The sequence below is a fragment of the Domibacillus aminovorans genome, from assembly GCF_001643235.1.
In the GTDB taxonomy this organism is placed as follows: Bacteria; Bacillota; Bacilli; order Bacillales; family Domibacillaceae; genus Domibacillus; species Domibacillus aminovorans.
In genome coordinates this window covers 175,828-201,312 of sequence record NZ_LQWY01000067.1, presented here as the reverse complement: position 1 = coordinate 201,312, position 25,485 = coordinate 175,828, and the positions used below count along the sequence as shown (strand labels likewise).

The window sequence follows — 25,485 nt, the reverse complement described above, 5'->3', positions numbered from 1 at the left end:
TTCAAAGTTTTATTTTACCATATAAACACGTAAGAATGGATGAAATCATCGAGGAACATTCGGAAAATACGAGAGATTCATAACCATTATAAATCTACATATTTTCCCACAAAATAGAAAAATCCCGCCTTTATGTGGCGGGATGGAAAATTCAATTTACGGATGACTATTTTTCTTTCGTCCGGTTCCAGACGCTATCCGATTCGCAGTCGTTGTCTACCCATCTCAAAAGGCAAAGAAACAACTAATTCAGCTGTTCATGTACTACGTTTCACCGATGATCAAGTGTCTTCCACTTTTCTTTCGTTGCTTCTCCACCGCGTAAATGCCGGATCGATTTATGGTAGTGTAAAATATGTTCGACGCGGGCTGAGAGTTCTGGGCTGAGGCCCGGCAGCCGCTCGGTTAAGTCTTTATGGACTGTGCTTTTTGAGATACCGAATTCTTTTGCGATATCGCGGACTGTTTTGTTTGTATCAACGATGTACTCTCCGATATTAAGCGCTCTTTCTTTGATGTAATCGCGCACATGCACGCCTCCCTCACCGGAACCGGGACGGGCGAAATGAGACGTATCTTCTGTTGATGTGAGCAAGTAGGCATCGTTATTCATTATTTCGGGGCGGTCTCATTTTTAGAAGCCCCGTTCCTTTTTTCTACCATATGCTCATTTCCCAGGAAATATGAACGGTTATTTCCATTGGGAGACCGCTTTTCCATATAGTGAATCGGGGTTGAGCGTCTCGCCATTCTGTTTAACTTCAAAATGGACGTGGACGCCTGCCGATTCATTCATTAAACTTCTGCCAGATTTCCCGATTTTATCACCCTGACTCACTTTGTCTCCTGATTTCACTTGAATATCTGCTATGGACTGGAATGTCGTCACAACACCTTTTCCATGATCAATCTCAATATAATTACCTAAAAATGCGTCTTCCCTTACATCAGTAACTTTGCCAGACAGCGGTGCAATGACGTCAAATTTTTTACCGTTTTCTAGTGCGTAATCAACACCTGAGCTTTCATAATACGTGTCGTTAAAAACAACGAGCGCTTTTTGTTGGTCACCTTCTGTTGCTTTTTCATCATAAAATGACGTTTTAACCGTAACGTCTGCTTCAGATGGCTTGCTCATTTTTTCCTCGGGACCCTTCTCACCATTTACACTGATCGTTGAGTCATCAAATTCTTTTGAAGCAGGTGCTGAATTCGTGACAGATACTTCATCCTTTTCACCATTCATCACTTCATACATCATAAGACTGGAAATAAGTAAAATGGCGCAAGCGAGATAGATTGCTGGTAGTGCTCGTCTTTTCTTAAAAAAGTCTTTCAATTTTGGGGGGAGTGGTTTTTTGCCGCCCTCATTCATGTTCATCACCTCATCACGCATTGTAGACGCGCTTGGGATTTTTTATACATATGCGGCACAATATTTCTTTTAGGTGTTGATCATAGGGAATTTGAAAGGAACGCGTGACAAACATGTTTGGTCTCCATTCTCCTTTTATAAGATTATTACATAAGAATATATGTTCTTTTCGCGAAAAATACGCTCTTCACCTTAAAAAAGGGCGAACCATTCACGTGTGATAAAACACGCCCGGTTCGGCCTTACTTTCAGCCCGCCTAAAGGAGTAGGCCTTCCCATTGGGGGAAATCTGTAAAAAAAACGCCACAAACAAAAGAGAATGCACTGCGATGAAATGGTAAAATCAATATAATATTAACTAATGAGCGGGGTGTCGAAGTGAAAAAAATGATTCGATTATTATCAATTGCGGCACCTGTCGTTTACATGATGGCTATCTGGGCCATGTCAGGTCTTCCGCATGATACGATTATGGATTTGCCGAATAATACAGTGGACCAGTTTTTAAAAGAGTCTCTTCATCTTGTCGAGTTTGCGATTTTATACGTGCTGATTATTTATGCATTTTTAGCGAATGGGAAATTGACGCCGTTTATTAGTTTGGCTGCTGCGATATTTGCTTCGTTTTACGGGCTGGCGGATGAAATCCATCAGGCATTTATCCCGTATCGTTCGGCTACATTAATTGATGCGATTAAAGATGTAACCGGCATATTTATTGCCTTCACAATCGTTAAATATATGTATTTCGAAAAAAATTCACGTATCGGCCGCTGGATGGCCGTATTCAGTGAATGGGCACGTCCGCAATAGAGGCAGCGGACGTGTTTTTTATTTTTTAAAAAAATTGTCTATAGATTCAATAGAAGTACCTGGATAATAGTGTGTCATAATATCAGTATATTTTTTCCCTTCTTTTGCCATACCATTTGCCCCGTACTGACTCATGCCGATGCCATGTCCATATCCTTTCGTCGTCATTACAACGTTTTCTCCTTTAACAAACATTTGAAAATCGGCTGATGGCAGTTCAAGTGTCTCCCTCATTTCACGTCCAGTAAAGCTTTTTCCGCCAATCTGGATTTCCCCGACGCGTCCGCCTGCCGTACGAGCAGTAACAGTACCCACCTCACCCGATTTCGGCAGCGAGACACCTAGTTTGTCTTCCACTTCGGCTCGCGGAATAACGACGTCCTGCTCAAAATTTGGTGCCGCCTCATCCCATGGACTTTCAACACTAATCAAATATGGAAGTGGTGATTGCCAATATTCTTCAGCATTTTCCGTTTTTCCATTGCCTGATGAAAAAAAAGCAGCAGTAATCGGTTCACCGTTATAAACAAGTACTTCTCCTTCTGTTTCTTTCGCCGCCTCTTCTATCTTTTGTTTGTTTTTTTCAAATTGTGTTCCCCATGTTTCTTTTAATTCTTCTTCATCTTTAAATACTTGATCGTTAACTGTATCGGTTACTTTAAGGCCGGCCAGCGTCTGCGTCAACATAAAAGTTCTAGCTGCGACAGCCTGTGCTTTTAACGCTTCTTTTTCAAATGTTGCCGGCATTTCAGCAGCGACAACACCAACCACATAGTCTTCCAGAAGAACAGATTCTGTTTCCTGCGAATCAGAACGTACAACGTCCACTGACGGTGACGCTTCTTCTTTTTGTTGAATTGTTTTTTCTTCCGTTAAAAAAAGACCGACAGCTGGAATCGCAATCGTAACAATAAGAATAAAAAGAAAAAGATAGAGCGCTTTTTTCAAAACAAAATCCCTCCCTGCTGTATAAAAAGGGATATGCATGACTATACTAATTATGACTACACACAAAAAACCGCCTGCGTGAACAGACGGCTTCTTCAAACAAAAATAGAATTAGAAATAAATTCAGTTTTCCACCGGGATCGGCGTATCAACTGCTTCCGATACACGTTCAATATCGGCGCCAAGTGAAGCTAGCTTGCCATGGAAATTCACATATCCACGGTCAAGGTGTTTCAGCTCGGTTACACGTGTATACCCATCTGACACAAGACCAGCAATGATAAGTGCTGCTGCTGCACGCAAATCAGTTGCAGCGACTTCCGCTCCCTGTAAGTCAGATGGTCCGTCAATAATAACGGAACGGCCTTCAATTTTTGCATTTGCGTTCATGCGGCGGAATTCTTCGACGTGCATGAACCGATTTTCAAAAACCGTTTCTGTAATGACTCCTGTTCCTTCTGCTTTCAACATAAGTGCCATCATTTGTGATTGCATGTCAGTCGGGAAGCCTGGATGCGGCATTGTTTTAATGTCGACAGACTTCATTTTTTCCGGTCCAATAACACGAACACCATTGTCTTCTTCAATAATTTGGACGCCCATTTCGCGCATCTTTGCAATCAATGAAGACATGTGCTCAGCCACTGCACCTTCAACTAGTACGTTTCCACCTGTAATCGCTGCAGCTGTCATAAATGTACCTGCTTCAATACGATCAGGAATAATAACGTGATCCGTACCTTGAAGTGTTTCCACACCTTCAATACGAATCGTTTCCGTTCCGGCACCGACAACTTTGCCGCCCATTTTGTTAATAAGGATGGCAAGATCAACGATTTCCGGCTCTTTTGCGGCATTTTCAAGGATGGTTGTGCCTTCTGCAAGAGCAGCAGCTGTCATAATGTTTTCAGTCGCTCCAACGCTTGGGAAATCCAAATAAATTTTCGCCCCTTTGAGACGTCCATCTGTTTCCGCTTCAATAAATCCATTTTCAACACGGACTTCCGCACCCATCGCTTCAAACCCTTTTAAATGTTGATCAATGGGACGCGAGCCAATTGCACAACCGCCCGGTAAAGCTACACGTGCTTTTCCGTTGCGGGCTAATAGTGCGCCCATCACAAGGACAGACGCGCGCATTTTTCGAACATATTCAAATGGCGCTTCAATTAAAAGTTGTTTCGTAGCATCGATTGTCACTGTATTGTTTTCAAATGTTACTTCGCAATTTAAGTGGCGCAACACTTCGTTAATTGTATATACATCGGATAAAGTGGGCACGTCACGAATGACGCATTTTCCTTCTTTAGCCAACATCGTTGCTGCAAGTACAGGCAGCACCGAATTTTTTGCACCTTCAACTTTGACGGAACCGTTCAATTGACGGCCGCCGCGGACGATAATTTTGTCCAAACTGTTCCCCTCCGCGCTCTTTTCTATTATACATATTCAAATCAATGGACTGACGTTCCAGTCTCTTTCCAATGTCTTTGCAAATCATTTCGACAAAACTTATTCAAGTTTACCATCCTATTCCGGTTATTCACAAGTGAAATTAAGCACAAATTGTAGATAATTTGTGAAGCTGTTTAAGTAAACCATCCTTTTTTTATTTTCCCATATAAATGCACGGCAAACCAAAATGAATGATCTTTCACAAACTCTTCTCACTTAAACTTATATAATTTTTCCCAAAAAGGCAAGTACATTCACATATTGATTTTTTATGGTAATAAAAGCGGCAGCTGACGGGACCATATAAAATAGTCAAGAAAGAAATTGCTAACGGTCGAACCAATTGTCGTCGCAAGCAATAAATAAAGAAGACGCGCCCGTGCCATCTGGTTTTTACGAAGTAACTTTTCAAAGCGGATCGCCTGCAGTGCCCAGAAAGACAAACCGATGAAAAATAAGCTCATAATCATGCTAATAAGCGCTTCCTGTCCAAACGATTCAAGCATCGTACTTCCTCCTTTTCTTACAAGTTAATCTGCGATAAAAAAGCTGCCCAATCGCCAGAACGATGGACAGCTTATCTTTTCTTATAGTTTGCCTTCGTACACATTAAGACGGTTAGTCGCTCGTCTTAATGCAAGTTCGGCTCGTTTCAAATCGACTTGATCCTGTTTGTCCTGCAAAAAGCGTTCTGCACGCATTTTGGCTTCTTTTGCACGGGCAATATCAATGTTTTCCGCTTTTTCAGCAGCTTGCGCTAATATCGTTACCTGATCAGAACGAACTTCGAGAAAGCCACCGCTGACAGCGACCAATTCGGATTTTTTGTCGCCCAAAACAAGGCGGACAGCTCCGATTTGTAAGGGAGCGACCAGCGGCACGTGGCCGGCCATGATGCCGAGCTCGCCGCTTTGAGCTTTCGCGCTAAGGAGTTCTACGTTCGTATCCACTACCGGGCCGTCAGGAGTGACGATATTGACGTTAAATGTCTTCATAGCTAAACCTCCTGATCCCTATATTAAGCTTTTGCACTCAGCTCTTGTGCTTTTGCAACAACTTCATCAATGCCACCGACAAGACGGAATGCATCTTCAGGAAGATTATCGTGTTTGCCGTCGAGAATTTCTTTGAATCCACGTACTGTCTCTTGAACAGGTACGTAAGATCCTTTTTGACCTGTGAACTGCTCAGCAACGTGGAAGTTTTGTGACAGGAAGAACTGAATGCGGCGTGCGCGTGATACAGTCAGTTTGTCATCCTCACTCAATTCATCCATACCTAAGATCGCAATAATATCTTGCAATTCTCTGTAACGTTGCAATGTTTGCTGAACCGCACGCGCAATACTGTAATGCTCTTCACCTACGATTTCAGGAGAAAGGGCACGTGATGTAGACGCAAGCGGATCAACTGCCGGGTAAATACCCATTTCAGAAAGTTTACGCTCAAGATTTGTTGTCGCATCCAAATGGGCGAATGTTGTCGCTGGTGCTGGATCCGTGTAATCATCGGCTGGGACATAAATTGCTTGGATAGATGTTACAGAACCAACATTAGTCGACGTGATACGTTCTTGAAGCTGACCCATTTCTGTTGCAAGTGTCGGCTGATAACCTACCGCTGATGGCAGACGGCCAAGAAGGGCAGATACTTCAGAACCTGCTTGCGTGAAACGGAAAATATTATCGATAAAGAACAATACGTCTTGTCCTTGATCATCACGGAAATATTCAGCCATTGTCAAACCTGTCAAGGCAACGCGCATACGTGCACCTGGCGGCTCATTCATTTGACCGAACACCATCGCTGTTTTCGCAATAACACCAGAATCGCTCATCTCATAGAAAAGGTCATTTCCTTCACGAGTACGCTCACCAACACCTGCAAATACGGAAATACCACCGTGTTCTTGTGCGATGTTGTTGATCAATTCTTGAATTAATACTGTTTTACCTACGCCGGCACCACCGAAGAGACCAATTTTACCACCTTTAATGTAAGGGGCAAGAAGGTCAACAACTTTAATACCTGTTTCCAAAATTTCAGTTTCTGTTGAAAGCTGGTCAAACGTAGGTGCCAGACGGTGAATCGCGTCGCGGCGTACATCCGCCTCAATTGGTTCTGCTAAGTCGATTGTCTCACCTAATACGTTAAATACGCGGCCGAGTGTAAGGTCACCAACCGGCACGGAAATCGCTCTGCCTGTATCAATTACTTCCTGGTTACGTTGAAGGCCATCTGTTGATGCCATCGCGATTGCGCGGATGGAATCATCGCCAAGGTGCGTTGCTACTTCTAGCGTCAGTTCAGAAGCTTTTTCACCCGCTTCAGCGCCGATTTGCACTTTCAAGGCGTTATAAATGGCAGGAAGTTGACCGTTTTCAAACTTAACGTCAACGACCGGACCCATGACTTGAAGAACGCGTCCTCTGTTCATCTTTTTCCCTCCTGTTTTACTAAATATATAGTGAGCAGGACAAAGCCTACCCACCCTTTTCTTCTATTCGAGTGCTGCTGCTCCGCCAACAATCTCCGTAATTTCTTGCGTGATTGCTGCCTGGCGCGCACGGTTGTATTGAAGTGTTAACGAGCGGATAAGCTCTTTCGCGTTATCCGTTGCATTTTGCATAGCGGTCATACGCGCAGCGTGCTCACTCGCTTTCCCATCAAGAAGGGCTCCGTAGATCAAGCTTTCTGCATATTGCGGAAGCAAGACTTCAAGAATTTCTTCTGGAGACGGTTCAAATTCATATGAAGAAAGACGGCCGCCAGATGATTGAATATCAGTCAAAGGCAAGACCTTTTTCTCCGTTACGTCCTGCTGAATAGCATTGACGAAATGGCTGTAATACATGTAAAGCTCATCATACATACCTTCAGAAAACAAATCGACGGTTTTACGTACAATCTCTTTTACATCTGCAAAAGATGGCTGATCTGGAAGACCTATAGTACTTTCAATGGCTTCAATGCCGCGTATGCGGAAAAAATCCCGGCCAACGCGTCCAAGCGCAATGACTACGTACTCATCTTTTGACGTATGACGTTCTTGAATTTTTTTATAAACCGAACGTAAAATGCTGCTATTATAGGCTCCCGCCAAACCGCGGTCCGATGTAATCACAAGGTACCCGGTTTTTTTAACGGGGCGGGAGACGAGCATCGGATGTCTTACATCTTTACTGCCGAGGGCAATTGACGCTACTACTTCTTGAATTTTGTCCATGTAAGGAACGAATGACTTTGCGTTCGATTCTGCACGGCTTAATTTAGAAGCAGATACCATTTGCATGGCTTTCGTAATCTGACTCGTCTTTTTTGTCGATGTAATACGTGTTTGTATATCGCGTAACGATGCCACTTTCTCTCACCACCCTTTTTGTGTTAGATGACGCAGACAAGAGCGGACGTCCGATTGACGGTACCGCCCTCATTCTGCTTTTTATTCGGATTTCACAAACGATTTTTTAAACTCACTGATTGCCGCTTTTAACTCATCATCAGACGGAAGTTCTTTCGTTGTGCGAATATGATCATACACATTTGTGTGGTTTTTATCGAGCCAATGCAACAGTTCATCTTCGAAACGAGTAATATCAGAAACCGGAATATCATCAAGATGGCCGCGTGTCAATGCATAAAGAATAACAACTTGGCGCTCAACTTTAAGTGGTTTATTCAAATCTTGCTTCAATACTTCAACTGTACGGGCACCGCGATTCAATTTTGATTGTGTAATCGCATCAAGATCTGAACCGAACTGTGCAAATGCTTCAAGCTCACGGTAGGCAGCAAGGTCAAGACGAAGTGTACCTGCTACTTTTTTCATCGCTTTAATTTGTGCTGAACCACCAACACGTGATACAGAAAGACCCGCGTTAATCGCTGGACGTACGCCAGAGAAAAACAAGTCAGACTGTAAGAAGATTTGTCCGTCTGTGATTGAGATAACGTTCGTTGGAATATAAGCAGAAATGTCACCTGCTTGTGTTTCAACAAATGGAAGTGCTGTAATCGAACCTGCACCGAGAGTATCGTTCAATTTTGCTGCACGCTCAAGTAAGCGAGAATGCAAGTAGAAGACGTCACCAGGGTAAGCTTCACGACCTGGAGGACGGCGAAGAAGAAGAGAAAGCTCACGGTAAGCTGCTGCTTGTTTTGAAAGATCATCGTATACGATCAAAACGTGCTTGCCGTTAAACATAAATTCTTCCGCCATTGAAACGCCTGTGTACGGTGCAAGGAACAACATTGGTGCCGGTGATGACGCTGATGCTGTTACAACGATTGTGTAATCAAGCGCACCATGTTTACGCAGTGTTTCAACTGCATTACGTACTGTTGATTCTTTTTGGCCAATTGCCACATAGATACAAACCATATCTTGATCACGCTGGTTCAAGATTGTATCGATTGCTACTGTCGTTTTACCTGTTTGACGGTCACCGATAATTAACTCACGCTGACCACGGCCGATTGGCACAAGAGCGTCAATCGCTTTAATTCCCGTTTGCAATGGTTCATGAACTGATTTCCGAGCCATTACGCCTGTTGCCGGGCTTTCGATTGGACGTGTTTTTGTTGTATTGATCGGACCAAGACCATCGACTGGCTGGCCAAGAGAATTTACAACGCGGCCGATTAGCTCTTCGCCAACCGGTACTTCCATGATGCGGCCTGTACGGCGCACTTCATCGCCTTCTTTGATACCTGTGTAAGGACCAAGAATAATAATACCCACGTTGTTTTCTTCCAAGTTTTGAGCCATACCCATAATACCGTTTGAGAACTCAAGAAGTTCTCCCGCCATTACGTTGTCGAGGCCATGAGCACGTGCGATACCGTCCCCAACCTGGATGACTGTACCGACGTCGCTAACGGTCATATCGGACTGGAAGTTTTCAATTTGCTTTTTTATCAGCGCACTGATTTCTTCAGCTTTGATGCTCATGCATGTCACCCCTTAATTTTTTAGAAGCAAACGGCTTCTTTTTAAATTTATAAATTTGTCGTTAATTTCTTTTCAATACGGTTTAGTTTACCGCGTAAACTATCATCGTAAATACGGTTGCCGATTCGAACTTTCAAACCGCCCAAAAGGTCCGGGTCTACCACATTTTTGATGCGTAATGTTTGCTTGCCGACTTTACGGGCAAAAACAGAGGAAATCGCTGTTTCTTCTGCAGGCGAAAGCGAGCGTACAGAAAAGACGATTGCTTCCGCAGTGCCGCTTTTTTCATTGGCTAATTGCAGATATTCATCACAGACAACCGTCAGTTCGTTTGTACGGTGGCGCTGCACGAGCAGTGTCAATGTATTGACAACAGGTGCTGAGGCCTTCGCAAAAGCGGATTGAATCAGCACCTGCTTGTTTTTGACAGAAAGTTTTGGTGATTCAAGAACAGCAAACAGGTCCGGATTCTCATTCAAAACTTGTTTTACCACACCAAGTTCCTGCTCGATTTCCGCTGTTTTACCCTGCTCATCGGCAAGCTCATAAAGCGCTGTCGCGTAGCGTTTTGCCGCTCCGGAATTACTCATCGCCCTTCCCCTGCCTCTTTAATATAATCATTAATCATTTTTTCCTGATCTGCTGCTGAAAGTTCTTTTTCAATCACTTTCGATGCAATCATAACAGAAAGTGAAGCCACTTGCTCACGAAGCGCGTCCATTGCTTTATCGCGCTCTTGAGCGATTTCAAGCTTCGCTGTTTCTTTTAGACGGGCCGATTCGGCACGAGTTGCTGCCAGAATGTCCGATTTTTGTTCTTCTGCCAATTTCTTAGCATTTTCAATCGTGTTTTGTGCTTCAGCGCGGGCTGCTTTCACATCATTACGCGCCTGCTCCAATAACTGATTTGCTTCGGTACGGCTTTTTTCCGCCTCTTTGATTTCAGATTCAATAAAATCTGCACGCTGCTGCATAATGCCCATAAGCGGTCCCCATGCAAACTTCTTCAGCAGTGCAAGCAAAATAATAAACATAATCAATTGGAAAAAGACATCACCGGTATTAAAGCCGGCACCTGATCCAAGTACAAATGAATTTGTTGTCACGATTTTCTCACTCCCTTCAACAGGTTCATTCCCAGCTGGGAAAAACAATGCATTCCTTTTTTTACATAAAGGAATGGCGAAGGTTCGCATTAGAATGTGATCTTCGCCATACAGAAGGCCAGCCGGATTTGACTCCGGGGCTTTTCCTATCCTTGATCTGCTTGAACCAACACAAATGATCGGAGTCCCTGCCGGCAGCCATACGATGACGAGCCGAGCAGGGGAGATCACTTGCCATTTTTTGTTATCTTCAGGTCAACTTTTATATGTAGCAAGATAAAGACGCTGCTGTCTATTTCATGAATCAGCTTAAAAAAGCGCCTTTCCAGCTTTTTACTGACCTTGTGCCATGAACGCGATAACAACCGCGATAATTGGAATCGCCTCAACAAGAGCTACCCCGATGAACATGATTGTTTGAAGAGTGTTACGTGCTTCAGGCTGACGAGCTACCCCTTCAATTGTTTTTGAAACGATAAGACCGTTACCGACACCGGCACCAACGGCCGCTAAACCAACTGCAATTGCTGCTGCTAATATACCCATTGTAAATTTTTCCTCCTTATTTTTAAAAGCTTAATTTACTCAGAAAATGTTTATTCATTGCTGAGCAGCTAATTATGATTAATGGTCGTGGCTCACTTTATGTGAGATGTAAACCATCGTTAACATTGTAAAAATAAATGCCTGTATGGCACCGACAAACAACGAGAAGCCTTGCCATGCAAGAGTCGGCAGAATGGCTGCCAAATGACCGCCCACACCGACTGCCAGTGAACCTGACAGCAAGGTAAGCAAAACCTCACCAGCAAAAATGTTCCCATAAAGCCGCAGGCCTAACGTCAGCGTATTGGCAAACTCTTCAATCAATTTTAGCGGCAACATAAAAGACATTGGACGGAAAAAATCCTTTCCGTACTCTGAGAATCCTTTCATACGGACCGCATAAAAATGGGTCAGCCCTACTACCATAACGGCAAGTGTCATTGCGACAAGCGGATCAGCTGTCGGCGATTTCCACCATAAGTAATCGTTGTAGACGACTGAGAACGGAAGGCCAAGCATATTGGAAACAAAAATGTACATAAGCAATGTGATTCCAAGAATGTGGAATTGACCGCCTGTCTTCCAGTCCATATTGCTTTTTATAATTCCTTTAACAAAATCCATTACCCACTCAATAAAGTTTTGCATTCCTGTCGGCTTTATAGCCAGTGTGCGTGTGGAAACAAACGCAATCAGAAACACTATTACGCTGGCAATTGTTATCATTAACACATTGGCCAGGTTAAAAGTCAGTGTCAGCCCGAATAAATCGAGATCGACTAATGGAGATTTGTGATGCAAACTATTTCACCTCTTTCCGGTTCATACGTTTTATATAGTGCTGGATTCCAAAATCTATCATAATCACTGCATAAGCAGCCATTAATCCCAAAGTGGTACTGATGATGTGAAACTGTTCAGGGTTTCGGAGGGCAATGATCGCTGCCAATGCGGCAGTAGCGATTCGCATAGATGTACCTAGCCTCGGCGGTTTTTGTTCACCTTCAACCGCGAAGCTAAAGCTCAAGATCCGCCTTGATATAAGCCAATGATTGCACATGCTTAGTACAGTACCGAGGATTAACCCCCCATAAATGCTTTGTGCTGACGTAAAACCCCATCCGAGAAAAAATAGTGAAAGAAGATAAAATAAATACTTTCTCTGCCTTCTGATGGAATGCTGGAGTTCTGACATAAGTGGCTAGTCTCCTGAGTTGAAATAGTTAAGTGTACGGAACATTGCATAAACACCCGTTGAGAGGCCTGCCAGCAGTCCGATAATTAAAAAGAGAGGTATTGTGTTCAAATGTTTGTCAAGAGCAAGACCCCCGAAAATCCCAATCAGCATTGAGCCGGCAAGCTGAGCTAAAATAGTACTGTAAATTGCCATTGCCCGAAACGGCCGATTTTTGTTCATTTTACACCTCTCTGATCCGACTGATTGCACAAAGATCCGACTAATTGCACAAAAAAACGACAGAAAAAACGGTTACACAACGTACAAATTCCATTCTCCGTACCCTTTGTTAGAATACAATAACCCATTTTTAATGTCAATGTGTTGAGAACGAAAACCTCAGTAAATAACAATGAATTCACAAAATGCTCAAACTTTTTTCAGTTTTTTCCGAACAATGATTTTAATACAAAAGAAAGTCATCCGTAAATAACGGACGACTTTCTTCATTTATTTCACTTCAAAACGCTCTGGTGCATCTGGGGCTGCTTTAAAATAGTAGCGGATCGCATCACAAATTCGACGCGATGCTTCACCGTCACCGTATGGATTAGACGCTTTCGACATTTTTTCATAGGCCGCCCCGTCTGTTAACAATTCTGATGCAAGCGAGTAAATAGTCTCTTCATCTGTACCCGCCAATTTCAATGTGCCGGCCTCAATACCTTCCGGACGCTCTGTCGTATCACGTAAAACGAGAACTGGAACACCAAGGGACGGTGCTTCTTCCTGCACGCCGCCTGAATCTGTCAATATGATATGGGCCCGCTCAGCAAAGTTGTGGAAATCAATCACATCAAGTGGTTCAATTAAATGAATACGCGGATCATTCCCTAAAATCGAATCGGCCGTTTCTCGCACGACCGGATTTAAATGAACCGGATAAACGACTTGAATATCATCGTGATCGTTCACAAGGCGTTTAATCGCACGGAACATGTTTTTCATCGGTTCGCCGAGATTTTCACGACGATGAGCCGTCATTAAGACGAGACGATCCGTCCCTAGTTTCTCAAGCACTTCGTGTGTATACGCTTCTTTAACCGTTGTTTTCAACGCATCGATCGCCGTATTACCGGTAACGAAAATCGCTTCCTGTTCTTTATTTTCGTTTAGTAAGTTTTGTTCTGACTGCGCTGTCGGTGAAAAATGAAGGTCGGCCATCACACCTGTGAGCTGACGATTCATTTCTTCCGGAAACGGTGAATACTTATTCCACGTACGAAGACCCGCTTCTACGTGACCAATGGCAATCTGGTTATAAAATGCCGCAAGACCGGCGACAAAAGTTGTCGTTGTATCACCGTGAACGAGGACGATATCCGGTTTAACTTCTTTCATCACCTTGTCTAAACCTTCAAGACCCCTTGTTGTTACATCGATCAGTGTTTGACGGTCTTTCATAATGTTCAAGTCATAATCCGGTGTGATGTTAAAAATATCGAGCACCTGGTCAAGCATTTGGCGGTGCTGTGCTGTAACCGTTACGATCGCTTCAAATTCATCTGGACGGTTTTTCAGTTCTAGAACGAGCGGTGCCATCTTAATCGCTTCCGGCCGTGTGCCGAAAATCGTCATGACTTTAATCGGACGATCCATTATTTCTCCACCTGCTTCTTTTTATTTTGTTCCGAATAAACGGTCGCCTGCATCGCCAAGACCTGGCACGATGTAGCCTTTTTCGTTTAATTTTTCATCGAGCGCCGCAATATAAATATCTATATCCTGATGCGCTTCCTTAAGTGCATCGACACCTTCCGGTGCAGCGATTAAACACATAAATTTAATGCTCTTCGCGCCACGTTTTTTCAGCGAGTTAATCGCTTCAATCGCCGATCCCCCTGTCGCAAGCATTGGATCAACGACAATGAAATCCCGCTCTTCAATATCTGTCGGCAATTTGACGTAATATTCAACAGGCTGCAATGTTTCTGGATCGCGGTATAAGCCTATATGGCCGACTTTTGCCGCTGGAATAAGTTTTAACACACCGTCCACCATGCCGATACCCGCACGCAAAATGGGGACAATCCCGATTTTTTTGCCGGCAAGCACTTTCGCCTTTGCATCGCACACCGGTGTCTGCACTATTACTTCTTCTAATGGAAGGTCGCGTGTAATTTCATACGCCATTAATGTTGCCACTTCATCTGTCAATTCACGGAAATCTTTTGTACCTGTTTCTTTATCGCGGATCATCGTCAGCTTATGCTGAATTAGCGGATGATCGAATACATATACTTTGCTCATATGTTCACTCCTTATTGTACGCTCATTCAAGGCCATCCCTATTTTACTTGAAAAGAGTTTAGGGGGCAACAAATTGAAAGGACCCTCAAGAAATGGGCCTTTTTGTGAATCGTATTTAATGAACGTGAGCAACCAGCTGTCAGACTGCGAATAAATGTAAATAAACCGCCAGCAAGTTGCCAGCGGTTCGTTCTATTTATTACACTTCTTGATAAAGTGCGTATTTCGAAGTCAATGCTGCTACGCGCTCAGCTGACTCTTTCAATACCGCTTCATCTTCATGGTTTTTCAATGTTTTTGCAATGATTGAAGCTACTTCGTCCATCGCGTTAAGATCAAAGCCACGTGATGTCACTGCTGCTGTACCGATACGGACACCGCTTGTGACAAATGGACTTTCTGGATCGTAAGGAATAGTGTTTTTATTTACCGTAATACCCACTTCATCAAGAACCGCTTCCGCTACTTTACCTGTCAGGCTAAGTGAGCGAAGATCGATCAATAATAGATGATTGTCTGTGCCACCTGAAACGATATCAATTCCTTCCTTAGATAAACCAGACGCTAAACGGCTCGCGTTGTCGATCACGTTTTGTGCATATGTTTTGAAGCTGTCTTCAAGCACTTCGCCGAATGCAACCGCTTTGGCCGCGATGACGTGCATAAGCGGTCCGCCTTGAATACCAGGAAAAATCGATTTGTCGAGCTTTTTGCCGAACTCTTCACTGGACAAAATCATCCCGCCACGTGGTCCACGCAATGTTTTATGCGTTGTCGTTGTAACAAAATGAGCGTAAGGAACTGGACTTTGGTGAAGACCGGCTGCAACGAGACCGGCAATGTGTGCCATATCCACCATTAAATACGCCCCTACTTCATCAGCGATTTCACGGAATTTAGCGAAATCAATCGCACGTGGGTATGCACTTGCACCAGCTACGATCAATTTCGGTTTATTCTCAAGCGCTTTTTGACGAACATCTTCATAATCGATTACTTGCGTGTCTTTCGTTACACCGTACTCAACGAAATTGTATTGCACACCACTGAAGTTAACAGGGCTTCCATGAGTCAAGTGACCGCCGTGAGATAAATTCATACCAAGAACCGTGTCACCTGTTTCCAAAATCGTGAAATAAACCGCCATGTTCGCTTGTGCACCTGAATGCGGCTGAACGTTTACATATTCTGCACCAAAAATTTCTTTCGCACGATCACGCGCCAAATCTTCCACAACGTCAACATGCTCGCAGCCGCCATAGTAGCGTTTGCCGGGGTAGCCTTCTGCATATTTGTTTGTCAATACTGATCCTTGCGCTTCCATTACTGCTTCAGATACGAAGTTTTCAGAAGCAATTAATTCAATTTTCGTTTGCTGGCGTTTCAGTTCATCCTCAATTGCTGCAAATACAGCCGGATCTTGCGTTTGAATTTTACTCATCATCGTTCCCCTTTCCAATCTATTAATTCAAAATAGTATTTACGGATATCTGTTAAAAAATTCTCTTTCATTCTAACATGTTTTCCGAATCTTTCAACCGTATTTTATGCTTTTTTACGGTTTTCGGGTAAAAAAATAGCTGTCTTTATTAAAAAAGACAGCAAATTCTTAACATTCATCAGTAATTGAATCAATTATATTCGTTTTTTCATAAATAGCCCGAGGTCCTCCAATCAACTTCGGCCGCGTTTTTGCCATCGTCACATGAGCCATGCCGACGCTGTTTCTCGACGTGCGTACCGGCACTGCCACATGCTTCAAATGCATACCGATGAACGTGTCGCCTATATCAATCCCGCCATCTGCTTTCACAAACTCAACGAGCACATGGTCTTTTTGATTAAACGCATACGCCGCCATCGCTCCGCCTGCTGTCCGCACCGGAATCGCAGCGACTTCATCGTAACCGAACTTTTCTGCCACTGTACGCTCGATGACAACAGCTCTGTTCAAGTGCTCGCAGCATTGAAACGACAGATGAACGCCTGTCTGCTTTGCAAATGATTCAAATACTTCATATAAAACAGCAGCTGCTTCATCTGTGCCAGCCGTCCCAATCCGGCCGCCTGCCACTTCCGATGTTGAACAGCCGATCAGAAACAATTGACCCGCTTTAAACTGTGCCTGTTCTTGCAGTTCGGTCAAAAGGACTTGAAGTTCCTCTTTCCACTGAGTAGCTACTTTCATTTGTAGCGCTCCTTTCATGCTTTCCTATTTGTCCCGCATTAATAGGCAGTAAGACCTCTACTAAATGAAGTTTCTCTTTATATTTTCTCATATTCCTTTTAAAAGTTACAATTTAAAGCGTGTAATGACAGACTTCAGCTCCATTGCCTGTTTCTGCAGATGCTGGCTTACATTACCGATTTCACCGATGACATCCGACTGATCTGCTGCAGCATTGGTTACTTCATTCGCGCCCGCTGATGTTTCTTCTGCAATCGCTGCTACCTCCTGTGACTGTCTAGATGTTTGCTCGATTTTCACCATTTGCTGATCAACAAGGTTGGCGATTTCTTCAACGGCTCCTGCCATACTGGTAATTTTGCTGCTTATTTGTCCCACTGCTTCTTGTGCAGATGCCCCTTTCTTTACTCCCTCACCGGCTGCTGCCGCCTGCGCAGTAATTTTCTGGACGACGTGGTCGACTTCTTCTTGAATTTTCTTCACAAGATCAGAGATGCTTTGGACAGCTGTCGCGCTTTCATCAGCAAGCTTTCTCACTTCTTCTGCCACGACTGCGAATCCTTTCCCATGTTCACCAGCGCGAGCTGCTTCAATCGATGCGTTCAACGCGAGTAAATTCGTCTGTGCAGCAATATCACCGACAAGGCCAATGACTTTGCCGACTTTGCATGCATTTTCTTCTAATGAATGGACTGCTTCAAGCGAGTCTATATTATCTGTGGCTAATGAATCCATGCCTTCAATAAGGGACTGAAACGTTCGTCTGCTGACATCGAGATCCTGCACCATTCCTTCTGCCTGATGGGCGGACTCATTCGCTTTTTGCTGTACATGACCTGCAATACTTAAAACTTCTTCCATTGCTTCAGCTGTCGCCTGAATCGCAAACGCGGAACTTTCAGCGCCTGTCGAAATATCGGCTGCTGTGTGCGCCATTTCTGAAGCTTTCTCCACCGCCTGTCCACTAATGCTTGCAATATGGCTAACACTTTCATTTGTCGCGGAAAAATTACTCTCAATACTGCTTACCATCGTTCGCAAATTCGTCAACATCTCATTAAATGCAAGTGCAAGCGCCCGAATTTCATCGTCTCCTTCCGGCAGCTCGACTTCTTTGTCAATATGGCCAGCTGCCGCCGCACGCGATGCTTTTTCAAGCCGGACAATCGGGTTCACAAAATAAGATGCCGCAAAATAGGCAAGAATGCCTGACCATAGAATGCCCAGTGCAAGTGTTAAAAACGAAAAAAACGTTTCATTTATATAGGAAAAATACAGAGGGTACAAATAATAAATAAACAACGCACTGATCGTATAAGTAATAATGGCCAGCAATGTAACGAGCACGATAACTTTCTTCCGAATACCAAATGAATAGGATATTCTCTCCCTCATGCCTTACTCCCTTCTTCCAGCCATTTCTCAATATAAAAGAGCAGTTCATCGTAGGTCTGACGGTATATGTGAACTGGGCCGCCAAACGGATCGATCACATCCCCTTCTTCTCCTTTTAACGTATACGTTTTTCCTTTTAAATGAGGAAAGTGAATGTCAATCGTCTGTTTGTGTGAATCCGTCATCGTCAAAATTACATCCGCCCGCTCCGCCATCTCTTCTGTCAATTGCATGGAAACATGCGGCGAATGAATTCCTTTTTCCAACAAAACCGTTTTTGTTCCTAATGATGTAGGAATGCCTGGACTGGCAAATAATCCAGCTGACTGTACGACCCAATCTGGTCTTTTCTCCCGCAAGATTGCCGCCGCCATTGGACTGCGGCACGTGTTGCCCGTGCAAACAAACAAAATATTCATGAACATCCACCTTTATCTATACGTTTTCTTTCATTATAACGCTTCTACAAACAGGAAAATAGTCCTTTTCAATAAGAAAAGGACTGTTCACAATGAAAGAAGCCATTTCATACCGAGGAACATTAAAATAAGTCCGCCCGCCGCTTCACCTGCTTTGCCGGCGGCTACACCGATTCGGCGGCTTAACAGCAAACCAGTCATTGTGAAAAAGGCAGAAGACAACCCGAAACAAGTGACTGCTTTCACATGATCCATGCCAATAACACCGAGTGACAGCCCTGCAGAAAAGCTGTCCATACTCACACCGAATGCAAAAAAGAACATCCCGATCCCTGCAGGCTTCTGTACATTCAATTCATTTTTCCACATCGACAGCACCATTTGCAGCCCTGTCAGCAGTAAAATAACACCGCCCGTCGAAATAAGAGCTCCGCCAAACACACCATGCAATTCGTTCCCTGCCGTTATGCTGATGAACGGCATGATGACGTGCATCAAGCCGACCGTTGTACTCATCACAACCATATTCCATAAACCGATTCTTCGCATTCCAACCGCTAGTGCTGCTCCAAACGCATCTGCCGACAACGCCAGTGAAAGGATAATGATGTCCATGCTTATCTATATTCGGCTTGTCCCTTTTTATCCATAAAAAAAGCCGGCTGATCCAATGATCAATCGACTTCCTTTATCCACCGATGGCCGGCTGCTTTTTCCAATCTGTTCATAATTGCCACACCGACGCCTTCTGATGGAAACGTTTCAGCCAAAATAACATCCAGCGAAGACACATTAAACGAGCGCAGCGCACCGTATAGATGCTTTGCAACCGATTCAATATCATGTCTGCGCCCACATGAAATAATGCGATCGGCCACGTAGAAATGCTCACTTTCTTCCGTTGTCATCACACCAACCTTTTTCCCTTCCGCCCGTAATTCATCAATTTGCTCTTGAATAAATGAATGTGTTCCTTCTATTAAATAGAGCGGAGCCTCCGGAGCATAATGCGTATATTTCATTCCCGGTGACTTCGGTACGTCCTTTTCATTTTGAAGGGTGCCGCCAATCTTCACTTTTCCAACGACCGCTTCCATGTCTGTTTGTGTTATTCCCCCAGGACGTAAAATGATCGGATGCGGGCCGGTACAGTCCACAACCGTTGATTCTAAACCGACACCTGTATCACCACCGTCCAGTACACCGGCAATCCGGCCAGAAAGATCATCCAGCACGTGCGCCGCCGTCGTAGGACTCGGTTTTCCCGATCGGTTTGCACTCGGCGCTGCAACCGGTACACCTGCTTCTTTAATAAGCGCAAGTGCAACCGGATGATCTGGCATGCGAATCGCAACCGTATGAAGACCCGCCGTTACAAGCTCTGAAAGTACGCCTTCTTGTTTCGGCACGATGATCGTCAATGGACCTGGCCAAAAAGAATCCATTAACGCTTCTGCATAGTTCGGTACTGATTGCGCCAGATGATCCACATCTTTGCGGTCGGCAATATGCACAATAAGCGGATTATCTGACGGACGCCCTTTCGCCGTGAAAATTTTTTGCACAGCTTCATCCATTTGCACTTGTCCACCGAGACCATAAACCGTTTCAGTTGGAAAAGCGACCACTTCACCTTTTCGAATTAACCGGGCTGCTTCTTCTATTTGTGGATAATGTTCATGAGTTATACCCTGTTTATCCACAATCCAGTGTGTTGTCTCCATTTTTGTCACCTTTGCTTGTATATTTACAAAATCTTTACGTACTCAATAATTTCTATACATAAATCATTTTTCAACTTTTGTTCCACACTAAGTTACCAACATTATGTGGATAACATTTATCATTTTGTGAATAACTCTGTGGATGAGTGTGGATATTATCAGAAAAATGCAGTTATTTTTTCAGTTGTCCCCATAAATCGACAAATGCCCATTTTAATTCTGTCTTTTCTTTTTGTTCTTCTGGAAAACAAAGCGCCGGATACAATACGCACCACCAATTGGCTCCCTTTCCTTCACCTATGGTGACAACGAGAGATTCATATGTACCTGGCGGATAAAAGAAGCGGCCGTATTGTTTCACTGGAAAATCCTCTTGGCCAAATGTAACATGAACAGTTTGTTTTGCCCCCGCGGCTGCATTAGCGATTTTTTCAATTTCATCAAGATTCTTTTCAACCATGATCCGCGATTCTTCCGCCGAAACAGCTGTCCGTGCCCAATTGTTTATTTCTTTTGCGATTGCTTGATGAACGATTTCTTTCCGTTCTTGCTCAGCCTCGCTATTATTATCTGCAATGACACGAATACGGATTGATTCATCCGGAATACCTCCAGCCATTTGATCAGCTGGTGCAAAATACATCATAAAAGAAGCCGCTGCCGAAAGCCCATATAAATATAGAATCATTGTTAGTGTTTTCATTAATAATCCCTCCCGGTAATCAGTATGACCGGGACTTGAATTTCTTATACGTGCAAAAATACCATTCTATCTTTTCCATTAATATCATACATGATTTTGACGTCTCTATCTGGGAATGTCTCCTGAAATATGGCAGCAACGGCTTCTGTCTGCCCCGCACCCGTTTCCACGCCGGCAATGCCCCCTACTTTTAAAACAAAAGGCAGCTGCCGGGTGATTTTTCTATATAAATCAAGTCCATCTTCTCCTCCGAAAAGCGCCATATGCGGCTCGTGATCTACCACGACTGCAGATAGCGTCTCCCGCTCATGATTAGGAATATATGGCGGATTTGATAATAATAGATCTACTTTTATATTACGTTGAATGAGGGGCTCCAACAAATCACCGTGTAAAAATTGAATAGGTACGCCTAGCTTATTCGCATTGTTTTCTGCTATTTTTAGCGCTGCTTTCGATAAATCAATCGCGTACACATTCGCTTCAGGACGCTCGCATTTCATTGTGATGGCAATGGCACCGCTTCCTGTGCCAATATCAGCGATAACAGGCGACTTCATGTCCTTTATTTTTTCAAGCGCATAATAAACAAGTTCTTCCGTTTCCGGACGTGGAATGAGCACGTCGCTGTTCACTGAAAAGATCCGGCCATAAAATTCTTCCGTGCCGGTCATATGCTGAACCGGCACACCCTCTGCATGAAGATGGACCAGACGTTCAAATTCTTTAGTCTGTTCCTCGCTTAACACATCATGAAGACGAGCAAGCATTTGCGAGCGTTCAACTTGTAATATATGCTTCATAATGTATTCGCCTGCGTTAGCATCCCGTCCGTGATGTGTTAAATACGAAGAAGCCCAGTTAAGGGCTTCGTACATTTTTTTCGTCACAGATTAATCCTCCAAGTTCTCAAGACGGCTCGATTGATCTTCTACAATCAGCGCATCAATCACTTCACCGACTTTCCCTTCCAGTATTTGATCGAGCTTTTGGATTGTCAAGCCAATTCGGTGATCTGTCACACGATTTTGTGGAAAATTATACGTGCGAATTCTTTCAGAACGGTCGCCTGTTCCAACCGCCGACTTCCGCACAGCATCATATTCTGCCTGCGCTTCTTTTTGAAACTTGTCATAAACGCGGGCTCGTAGTACTTTCATTGCTTTTTCTTTATTTTTAATTTGCGACTTTTCATCCTGACACGATACGACCGTTCCCGTTGGAATATGCGTTAAACGCACGGCAGACATCGTTGTATTCACCGATTGGCCGCCTGGACCACTTGATGCAAACGTATCAACACGAATATCTTTATCGTGTATTTCTATTTCTATTTCTTCCGTTTCCGGCAACACGGCCACCGTTGCTGTCGACGTATGAATACGTCCGCCCGATTCTGTTTCCGGCACACGCTGCACGCGATGAGCACCATTTTCATACTTCAGCTTCGAGTACGCACCACGGCCATTAATCATAAAAATAATTTCTTTATAGCCGCCAAGACCCGTCGCATGCGCTTCAATGACATCCGTTTTCCAATTGTTTGCTTCTGCAAAACGTGCATACATACGGTACAAATCTCCGGCAAATAAGGCCGCTTCATCACCACCCGCCGCCCCGCGAATTTCCATAATAACGTTTTTATCGTCATTCGGATCTTTCGGAATAAGCAATATTTTCAACCGTGCTTCAAGACTAGTCAACTGACCTTCTAACTCATTCATCTCTTCCTTTACCATCTCACGCATGTCCGCATCGAGCTTATCGTCGAGCATCACTTTTGCATCGGCATACTGTGCTTTCACTTCTTTATATTCACGATATGCTTCCACTGTTTCTTGAATATTAGACTGTTCTTTTGAATAATCCCGCAGCTTTTTCGGATCGTTGACAACATCCGGATCGCTTAACAACTCATTTAATTTATCATAACGATCTTCTACTGCCTGCAGTCGGTCAAACATATTCTTCACCTCGATTTTTCATAATTAAAGCGGTGGATCCTGATGGCATTTCCGGCACACCGGGTAATACGAATCATTGCCCCCAATTTGAATTTGCTCACCGGTATAAACCGGCTTCCCCGCTCCGTCCACACGCAAATTCATCGTCGCTTTCCGCTCGCAAAACCAGCAGATTGTCTTCATTTCTTCTACTTTGTCGGCGTAAATTAACATATATTTACTGCCTTCAAACAATTCATTTTGAAAATCATTTTTCAAACCGAACCCCATAACGGGAATATTCAGTTCATCCACAATTTGTGCGAGCTGCAAAACATGTTCTTTTGATAAAAACTGAACTTCATCAATTAAAATACATGACGGATTTGATTCATTCGTGCGTACATCCTCAAATATATTTGTTTCATTGAAAATAGGCAAAGCTTGACGACGCAGCCCAATTCGACTTGAAATATAGCCGACTTCATCGCGCGTATCAAGACTCGATGTGAAAAGAAGCACTGATTTATTTTGTTCTTCATAATTGTGCGCAACTTTTAAAATTTCAATCGATTTGCCGCTGTTCATTGCACCATATTTAAAAAATAACTGGGCCATAATATGTTTGGTCCTCCATTTTTTTGTACAAAAAAAACAGGCAAGCAGTGTAGCACTCCTCGCCCGTTTTCGTCTATCATTATCTTGCTTCATCTTTAAGGCCGTATTTTTTGTTGAAACGATCCACACGTCCACCTGCGTCAGCAAATTTCTGACGTCCAGTATAAAATGGGTGGCATTCAGAGCAAACCTCTACGCGAATGTCTTCTTTCACAGAACCCGTTACGAACTCGTTACCGCACGCACATTTAACTTGTGCTGCTTTGTAGTTAGGATGAATTCCTGCTTGCATGTCTTTTCTCTCCTTCCGCCCTGAGTCATTCCGAAACAGAGTATTATATGAATAAGCATAAAGTGATTTATGCCTTTCTTTCGTACATACTAAAACAGTATAACAGGGTATTACTCATTTCGCAAATTATTTTCACAGCATTTTTTTCGATGTACCATTTTTCTTTATTTCAGCAAGCAACTGGCTTATAAAGTCTTCATTGCTCTTCGTTTGACGCAAACGGCGAAGTATTTTTTCAGCAAGGTCGGGTGCATCAGACATCGTTTTACGAATAGCCCATACAATTTCAAGCTGTTCTTTTCCAATAAGAAGTTCTTCTTTTCGTGTGCCTGAGCGGCGAATGTCGATCGCCGGGAAAATGCGCCGTTCAGCGAGTGAACGATCTAGGTGAAGCTCCAAGTTACCGGTTCCTTTAAATTCTTCATAAATAACATCATCCATTCGCGAACCGGTATCAACAAGCGCTGTCGCAAGAATCGTTAAGCTACCGCCTTCTTCAATATTACGGGCTGCACCGAAAAAACGCTTCGGACGATGAAACGCAGCCGGATCAATACCACCAGAAAGTGTTCGTCCACTTGGTGGGATCACTAGATTGTAGGCACGGGCAAGACGGGTAATAGAATCCATTAAAATAACGACGTCGCGCTTATGTTCAACGAGGCGCATCGCCCGTTCAAGTACGAGTTCTGATACTTTAATATGATTTTCAGGCACTTCATCAAATGTGGAACTGACGACTTCTGCCTGCACCGAACGTTCAATGTCTGTTACTTCTTCCGGACGCTCATCGATTAACAGAACAATTAATTCTGCTTCCGGATGATTTTTTGAAATTGAATTAGCAATTTCTTTTAACAGCATCGTTTTTCCTGCTTTTGGCGGTGCCACAATCAATCCACGTTGACCGAAGCCGACCGGTGAAACGAGATCCATAATGCGTGTCGATACATGTCTTGATTCTGTCTCAAGCATTATTTGACGGTCTGGATAAAGCGGTGTCAATGCCGGGAAATGAACACGTTCTTTCGCAGATTCCGGGTCGTCACCATTTACAGCTTCTACGTGAAGAAGACCGTAATACCGTTCATTTTCTTTCGGCGGGCGCACTTTCCCCGATACTTTATCACCGTTACGCAAATCAAAGCGGCGAATTTGCGAAGCGGAAATGTAAATGTCTTCTGAACTTGCTGAGTAATTGATCGGGCGAAGGAAACCAAAGCCTTCCGATTGAATAATTTCAAGAACACCTTCCATAAAGAAGAAGCCCTGCTGTTCAGCTCGTGCTTTTAAAATCGCAAAAATAAGTTCTTTTTTAGTCATTTTGCTATAGTACGATATTTTATATGTTTTAGCTAGTTCATATAATTCCTTCAGTTTTAAATTTTCAAGATGGTTAATTGTTAATTCTTCCATTAGGGCACCACACTTTATTAGATTGATTTTTTAAGAGGAAGGAACGGCTCGTTGGTCGTAGTCGTGAAGCAATTGTTCAGTGGTTTGTTCAGATCAAACAAAACAGC

Annotated in this window: 30 protein-coding genes; 1 reads left to right on the top strand and 29 read right to left on the bottom strand. The window is 43.6% G+C overall.

What is annotated here, in order from left to right; translation table 11 throughout:
* Nucleotides 1-271: 271 nt before the first annotated feature.
* Together spoIIID and AWH49_RS16845 are read right to left on the bottom strand one after the other, a co-directional pair.
* Nucleotides 272-529, bottom strand: coding sequence for a sporulation transcriptional regulator SpoIIID (gene spoIIID / locus AWH49_RS16850; RefSeq protein ID WP_026221770.1), 258 nt, complete (start codon nucleotides 527-529; stop codon nucleotides 272-274).
* A gap of 162 nt (nucleotides 530-691) precedes the next feature.
* Nucleotides 692-1,381: a M23 family metallopeptidase gene (locus AWH49_RS16845; protein ID WP_157723768.1), complete on the bottom strand. Its 690-nt coding sequence runs from the start codon at nucleotides 1,379-1,381 to the stop codon at nucleotides 692-694.
* A 381-nt stretch (nucleotides 1,382-1,762) separates the two neighbouring features.
* Here AWH49_RS16845 and AWH49_RS16840 point away from each other — a divergent pair, with 381 nt between their 5' ends.
* Nucleotides 1,763-2,188, top strand: a complete 426-nt coding sequence (locus AWH49_RS16840) for a VanZ family protein (RefSeq protein WP_063966806.1) — start codon at nucleotides 1,763-1,765, stop codon at nucleotides 2,186-2,188.
* Between the two features lie 18 nt (nucleotides 2,189-2,206).
* Here the strand turns inward: AWH49_RS16840 and spoIID are convergent, their stop codons facing one another.
* The 27 genes from spoIID to rho form a co-directional block, all read right to left on the bottom strand.
* The gene (gene spoIID / locus AWH49_RS16835; protein WP_063966635.1) at nucleotides 2,207-3,175 is read right to left on the bottom strand and encodes a stage II sporulation protein D; all 969 of its coding nucleotides are present in this window, start codon (nucleotides 3,173-3,175) and stop codon (nucleotides 2,207-2,209) included.
* A gap of 84 nt (nucleotides 3,176-3,259) precedes the next feature.
* Nucleotides 3,260-4,549, bottom strand: coding sequence for a UDP-N-acetylglucosamine 1-carboxyvinyltransferase (murA, locus tag AWH49_RS16830; RefSeq protein WP_063966634.1), 1,290 nt, complete (start codon nucleotides 4,547-4,549; stop codon nucleotides 3,260-3,262).
* Between the two features lie 311 nt (nucleotides 4,550-4,860).
* On the bottom strand, nucleotides 4,861-5,097 hold the full coding sequence (locus AWH49_RS16825; protein ID WP_018394848.1) for a DUF1146 family protein: 237 nt from the start codon (nucleotides 5,095-5,097) through the stop codon (nucleotides 4,861-4,863).
* An 81-nt stretch (nucleotides 5,098-5,178) separates the two neighbouring features.
* On the bottom strand, nucleotides 5,179-5,586 hold the full coding sequence (locus AWH49_RS16820; RefSeq protein WP_063966633.1) for a F0F1 ATP synthase subunit epsilon: 408 nt from the start codon (nucleotides 5,584-5,586) through the stop codon (nucleotides 5,179-5,181).
* A 23-nt stretch (nucleotides 5,587-5,609) separates the two neighbouring features.
* Complete coding sequence (gene atpD / locus AWH49_RS16815) at nucleotides 5,610-7,028, bottom strand: F0F1 ATP synthase subunit beta (protein WP_018394850.1); 1,419 nt, start codon at nucleotides 7,026-7,028, stop codon at nucleotides 5,610-5,612.
* A gap of 63 nt (nucleotides 7,029-7,091) precedes the next feature.
* On the bottom strand, nucleotides 7,092-7,952 hold the full coding sequence (locus AWH49_RS16810; RefSeq protein WP_018394851.1) for a F0F1 ATP synthase subunit gamma: 861 nt from the start codon (nucleotides 7,950-7,952) through the stop codon (nucleotides 7,092-7,094).
* An 81-nt stretch (nucleotides 7,953-8,033) separates the two neighbouring features.
* Nucleotides 8,034-9,542, bottom strand: a complete 1,509-nt coding sequence (gene atpA / locus AWH49_RS16805; RefSeq protein ID WP_018394852.1) for a F0F1 ATP synthase subunit alpha — start codon at nucleotides 9,540-9,542, stop codon at nucleotides 8,034-8,036.
* Between the two features lie 47 nt (nucleotides 9,543-9,589).
* On the bottom strand, nucleotides 9,590-10,132 hold the full coding sequence (locus AWH49_RS16800) for a F0F1 ATP synthase subunit delta (RefSeq protein ID WP_034287481.1): 543 nt from the start codon (nucleotides 10,130-10,132) through the stop codon (nucleotides 9,590-9,592).
* Nucleotides 10,129-10,647: a F0F1 ATP synthase subunit B gene (gene atpF, locus AWH49_RS16795; RefSeq protein WP_063966805.1), complete on the bottom strand. Its 519-nt coding sequence runs from the start codon at nucleotides 10,645-10,647 to the stop codon at nucleotides 10,129-10,131. Before atpF ends, AWH49_RS16800 begins: the two co-directional genes overlap by 4 nt.
* 333 nt (nucleotides 10,648-10,980) lie before the next feature.
* Nucleotides 10,981-11,193 carry a F0F1 ATP synthase subunit C gene (gene atpE / locus AWH49_RS16790; RefSeq protein ID WP_018394855.1) on the bottom strand — a complete coding sequence of 71 codons (213 nt, stop codon included), beginning with the start codon at nucleotides 11,191-11,193 and terminating at the stop codon, nucleotides 10,981-10,983.
* Nucleotides 11,194-11,271: 78 nt separating this feature from the next.
* Nucleotides 11,272-11,994, bottom strand: a complete 723-nt coding sequence (gene atpB / locus AWH49_RS16785; protein WP_018394856.1) for a F0F1 ATP synthase subunit A — start codon at nucleotides 11,992-11,994, stop codon at nucleotides 11,272-11,274.
* Nucleotide 11,995: 1 nt separating this feature from the next.
* Nucleotides 11,996-12,388, bottom strand: coding sequence for an ATP synthase subunit I (locus tag AWH49_RS16780; protein WP_034287486.1), 393 nt, complete (start codon nucleotides 12,386-12,388; stop codon nucleotides 11,996-11,998).
* Nucleotides 12,389-12,394: 6 nt separating this feature from the next.
* The gene (locus tag AWH49_RS16775) at nucleotides 12,395-12,610 is read right to left on the bottom strand and encodes an AtpZ/AtpI family protein (RefSeq protein WP_018394858.1); all 216 of its coding nucleotides are present in this window, start codon (nucleotides 12,608-12,610) and stop codon (nucleotides 12,395-12,397) included.
* Nucleotides 12,611-12,880: 270 nt separating this feature from the next.
* The gene (gene wecB, locus AWH49_RS16770) at nucleotides 12,881-14,029 is read right to left on the bottom strand and encodes a non-hydrolyzing UDP-N-acetylglucosamine 2-epimerase (protein WP_034287491.1); all 1,149 of its coding nucleotides are present in this window, start codon (nucleotides 14,027-14,029) and stop codon (nucleotides 12,881-12,883) included.
* A 21-nt stretch (nucleotides 14,030-14,050) separates the two neighbouring features.
* Nucleotides 14,051-14,680 carry a uracil phosphoribosyltransferase gene (gene upp, locus AWH49_RS16765; RefSeq protein ID WP_063966632.1) on the bottom strand — a complete coding sequence of 210 codons (630 nt, stop codon included), beginning with the start codon at nucleotides 14,678-14,680 and terminating at the stop codon, nucleotides 14,051-14,053.
* Nucleotides 14,681-14,879: 199 nt separating this feature from the next.
* Nucleotides 14,880-16,121: a serine hydroxymethyltransferase gene (gene glyA, locus AWH49_RS16760; RefSeq protein ID WP_063966631.1), complete on the bottom strand. Its 1,242-nt coding sequence runs from the start codon at nucleotides 16,119-16,121 to the stop codon at nucleotides 14,880-14,882.
* A 168-nt stretch (nucleotides 16,122-16,289) separates the two neighbouring features.
* Nucleotides 16,290-16,886, bottom strand: a complete 597-nt coding sequence (locus tag AWH49_RS16755; RefSeq protein ID WP_425305719.1) for a TIGR01440 family protein — start codon at nucleotides 16,884-16,886, stop codon at nucleotides 16,290-16,292.
* A gap of 87 nt (nucleotides 16,887-16,973) precedes the next feature.
* Nucleotides 16,974-18,263, bottom strand: a complete 1,290-nt coding sequence (locus AWH49_RS16750) for a methyl-accepting chemotaxis protein (protein ID WP_063966629.1) — start codon at nucleotides 18,261-18,263, stop codon at nucleotides 16,974-16,976.
* Nucleotides 18,260-18,682 carry a low molecular weight protein arginine phosphatase gene (locus AWH49_RS16745; protein ID WP_082862923.1) on the bottom strand — a complete coding sequence of 141 codons (423 nt, stop codon included), beginning with the start codon at nucleotides 18,680-18,682 and terminating at the stop codon, nucleotides 18,260-18,262. The genes AWH49_RS16750 and AWH49_RS16745 overlap by 4 nt, the downstream gene beginning before the upstream one ends.
* A gap of 87 nt (nucleotides 18,683-18,769) precedes the next feature.
* On the bottom strand, nucleotides 18,770-19,297 hold the full coding sequence (locus AWH49_RS16740) for a manganese efflux pump MntP (protein WP_063966627.1): 528 nt from the start codon (nucleotides 19,295-19,297) through the stop codon (nucleotides 18,770-18,772).
* 59 nt (nucleotides 19,298-19,356) lie between these two features.
* Nucleotides 19,357-20,406 (bottom strand): L-threonylcarbamoyladenylate synthase, encoded by a 1,050-nt coding sequence (locus tag AWH49_RS16735; RefSeq protein ID WP_063966626.1) that lies wholly within the window; start codon nucleotides 20,404-20,406, stop codon nucleotides 19,357-19,359.
* Nucleotides 20,407-20,578: 172 nt separating this feature from the next.
* Nucleotides 20,579-21,109, bottom strand: a complete 531-nt coding sequence (locus tag AWH49_RS16730; protein ID WP_051927899.1) for a stage II sporulation protein R — start codon at nucleotides 21,107-21,109, stop codon at nucleotides 20,579-20,581.
* A gap of 44 nt (nucleotides 21,110-21,153) precedes the next feature.
* Nucleotides 21,154-21,999 (bottom strand): peptide chain release factor N(5)-glutamine methyltransferase, encoded by an 846-nt coding sequence (gene prmC / locus AWH49_RS16725; RefSeq protein WP_211268410.1) that lies wholly within the window; start codon nucleotides 21,997-21,999, stop codon nucleotides 21,154-21,156.
* A gap of 3 nt (nucleotides 22,000-22,002) precedes the next feature.
* The gene (gene prfA, locus AWH49_RS16720; RefSeq protein WP_063966625.1) at nucleotides 22,003-23,073 is read right to left on the bottom strand and encodes a peptide chain release factor 1; all 1,071 of its coding nucleotides are present in this window, start codon (nucleotides 23,071-23,073) and stop codon (nucleotides 22,003-22,005) included.
* Nucleotides 23,074-23,097: 24 nt separating this feature from the next.
* Nucleotides 23,098-23,670 (bottom strand): thymidine kinase, encoded by a 573-nt coding sequence (locus AWH49_RS16715; protein ID WP_034287510.1) that lies wholly within the window; start codon nucleotides 23,668-23,670, stop codon nucleotides 23,098-23,100.
* 79 nt (nucleotides 23,671-23,749) lie between these two features.
* A complete protein-coding gene (gene rpmE / locus AWH49_RS16710) occupies nucleotides 23,750-23,962 on the bottom strand; it encodes a 50S ribosomal protein L31 (RefSeq protein ID WP_018394871.1) in 213 nt (70 codons plus the stop codon).
* A 132-nt stretch (nucleotides 23,963-24,094) separates the two neighbouring features.
* The gene (gene rho / locus AWH49_RS16705) at nucleotides 24,095-25,378 is read right to left on the bottom strand and encodes a transcription termination factor Rho (RefSeq protein WP_034287512.1); all 1,284 of its coding nucleotides are present in this window, start codon (nucleotides 25,376-25,378) and stop codon (nucleotides 24,095-24,097) included.
* Nucleotides 25,379-25,485: the final 107 nt, after the last annotated feature.

What these genes read in the sequence shown, in the direction of transcription:
- AWH49_RS16820 (WP_063966633.1), bottom strand. Translation starts at nt 5,586, where the DNA reads ATGAAGACATTTAACGTCAATATCGTCACTCCTGACGGCCCGGTAGTG.
- prfA (WP_063966625.1), bottom strand. Translation starts at nt 23,073, where the DNA reads ATGTTTGACCGACTGCAGGCAGTAGAAGATCGTTATGATAAATTAAAT.
- AWH49_RS16755 (WP_425305719.1), bottom strand. Translation starts at nt 16,886, where the DNA reads ATGAAAGGAGCGCTACAAATGAAAGTAGCTACTCAGTGGAAAGAGGAA.
- wecB (WP_034287491.1), bottom strand. Translation starts at nt 14,029, where the DNA reads ATGGATCGTCCGATTAAAGTCATGACGATTTTCGGCACACGGCCGGAA.
- AWH49_RS16740 (WP_063966627.1), bottom strand. Translation starts at nt 19,297, where the DNA reads ATGGACATCATTATCCTTTCACTGGCGTTGTCGGCAGATGCGTTTGGA.
- rho (WP_034287512.1), bottom strand. Translation starts at nt 25,378, where the DNA reads ATGGAAGAATTAACAATTAACCATCTTGAAAATTTAAAACTGAAGGAA.
- AWH49_RS16745 (WP_082862923.1), bottom strand. Translation starts at nt 18,682, where the DNA reads ATGAATATTTTGTTTGTTTGCACGGGCAACACGTGCCGCAGTCCAATG.
- atpD (WP_018394850.1), bottom strand. Translation starts at nt 7,028, where the DNA reads ATGAACAGAGGACGCGTTCTTCAAGTCATGGGTCCGGTCGTTGACGTT.
- atpE (WP_018394855.1), bottom strand. Translation starts at nt 11,193, where the DNA reads ATGGGTATATTAGCAGCAGCAATTGCAGTTGGTTTAGCGGCCGTTGGT.
- AWH49_RS16730 (WP_051927899.1), bottom strand. Translation starts at nt 21,109, where the DNA reads ATGAAAACACTAACAATGATTCTATATTTATATGGGCTTTCGGCAGCG.
- atpA (WP_018394852.1), bottom strand. Translation starts at nt 9,542, where the DNA reads ATGAGCATCAAAGCTGAAGAAATCAGTGCGCTGATAAAAAAGCAAATT.
- AWH49_RS16780 (WP_034287486.1), bottom strand. Translation starts at nt 12,388, where the DNA reads ATGTCAGAACTCCAGCATTCCATCAGAAGGCAGAGAAAGTATTTATTT.
- AWH49_RS16715 (WP_034287510.1), bottom strand. Translation starts at nt 23,670, where the DNA reads ATGGCCCAGTTATTTTTTAAATATGGTGCAATGAACAGCGGCAAATCG.
- rpmE (WP_018394871.1), bottom strand. Translation starts at nt 23,962, where the DNA reads ATGCAAGCAGGAATTCATCCTAACTACAAAGCAGCACAAGTTAAATGT.
- AWH49_RS16840 (WP_063966806.1), top strand. Translation starts at nt 1,763, where the DNA reads ATGATTCGATTATTATCAATTGCGGCACCTGTCGTTTACATGATGGCT.
- AWH49_RS16750 (WP_063966629.1), bottom strand. Translation starts at nt 18,263, where the DNA reads ATGAGGGAGAGAATATCCTATTCATTTGGTATTCGGAAGAAAGTTATC.
- AWH49_RS16735 (WP_063966626.1), bottom strand. Translation starts at nt 20,406, where the DNA reads ATGGAGACAACACACTGGATTGTGGATAAACAGGGTATAACTCATGAA.
- AWH49_RS16775 (WP_018394858.1), bottom strand. Translation starts at nt 12,610, where the DNA reads ATGAACAAAAATCGGCCGTTTCGGGCAATGGCAATTTACAGTACTATT.
- AWH49_RS16845 (WP_157723768.1), bottom strand. Translation starts at nt 1,381, where the DNA reads ATGAACATGAATGAGGGCGGCAAAAAACCACTCCCCCCAAAATTGAAA.
- AWH49_RS16825 (WP_018394848.1), bottom strand. Translation starts at nt 5,097, where the DNA reads ATGCTTGAATCGTTTGGACAGGAAGCGCTTATTAGCATGATTATGAGC.
- spoIID (WP_063966635.1), bottom strand. Translation starts at nt 3,175, where the DNA reads ATGCATATCCCTTTTTATACAGCAGGGAGGGATTTTGTTTTGAAAAAA.
- glyA (WP_063966631.1), bottom strand. Translation starts at nt 16,121, where the DNA reads ATGAGTAAAATTCAAACGCAAGATCCGGCTGTATTTGCAGCAATTGAG.
- upp (WP_063966632.1), bottom strand. Translation starts at nt 14,680, where the DNA reads ATGAGCAAAGTATATGTATTCGATCATCCGCTAATTCAGCATAAGCTG.
- AWH49_RS16800 (WP_034287481.1), bottom strand. Translation starts at nt 10,132, where the DNA reads ATGAGTAATTCCGGAGCGGCAAAACGCTACGCGACAGCGCTTTATGAG.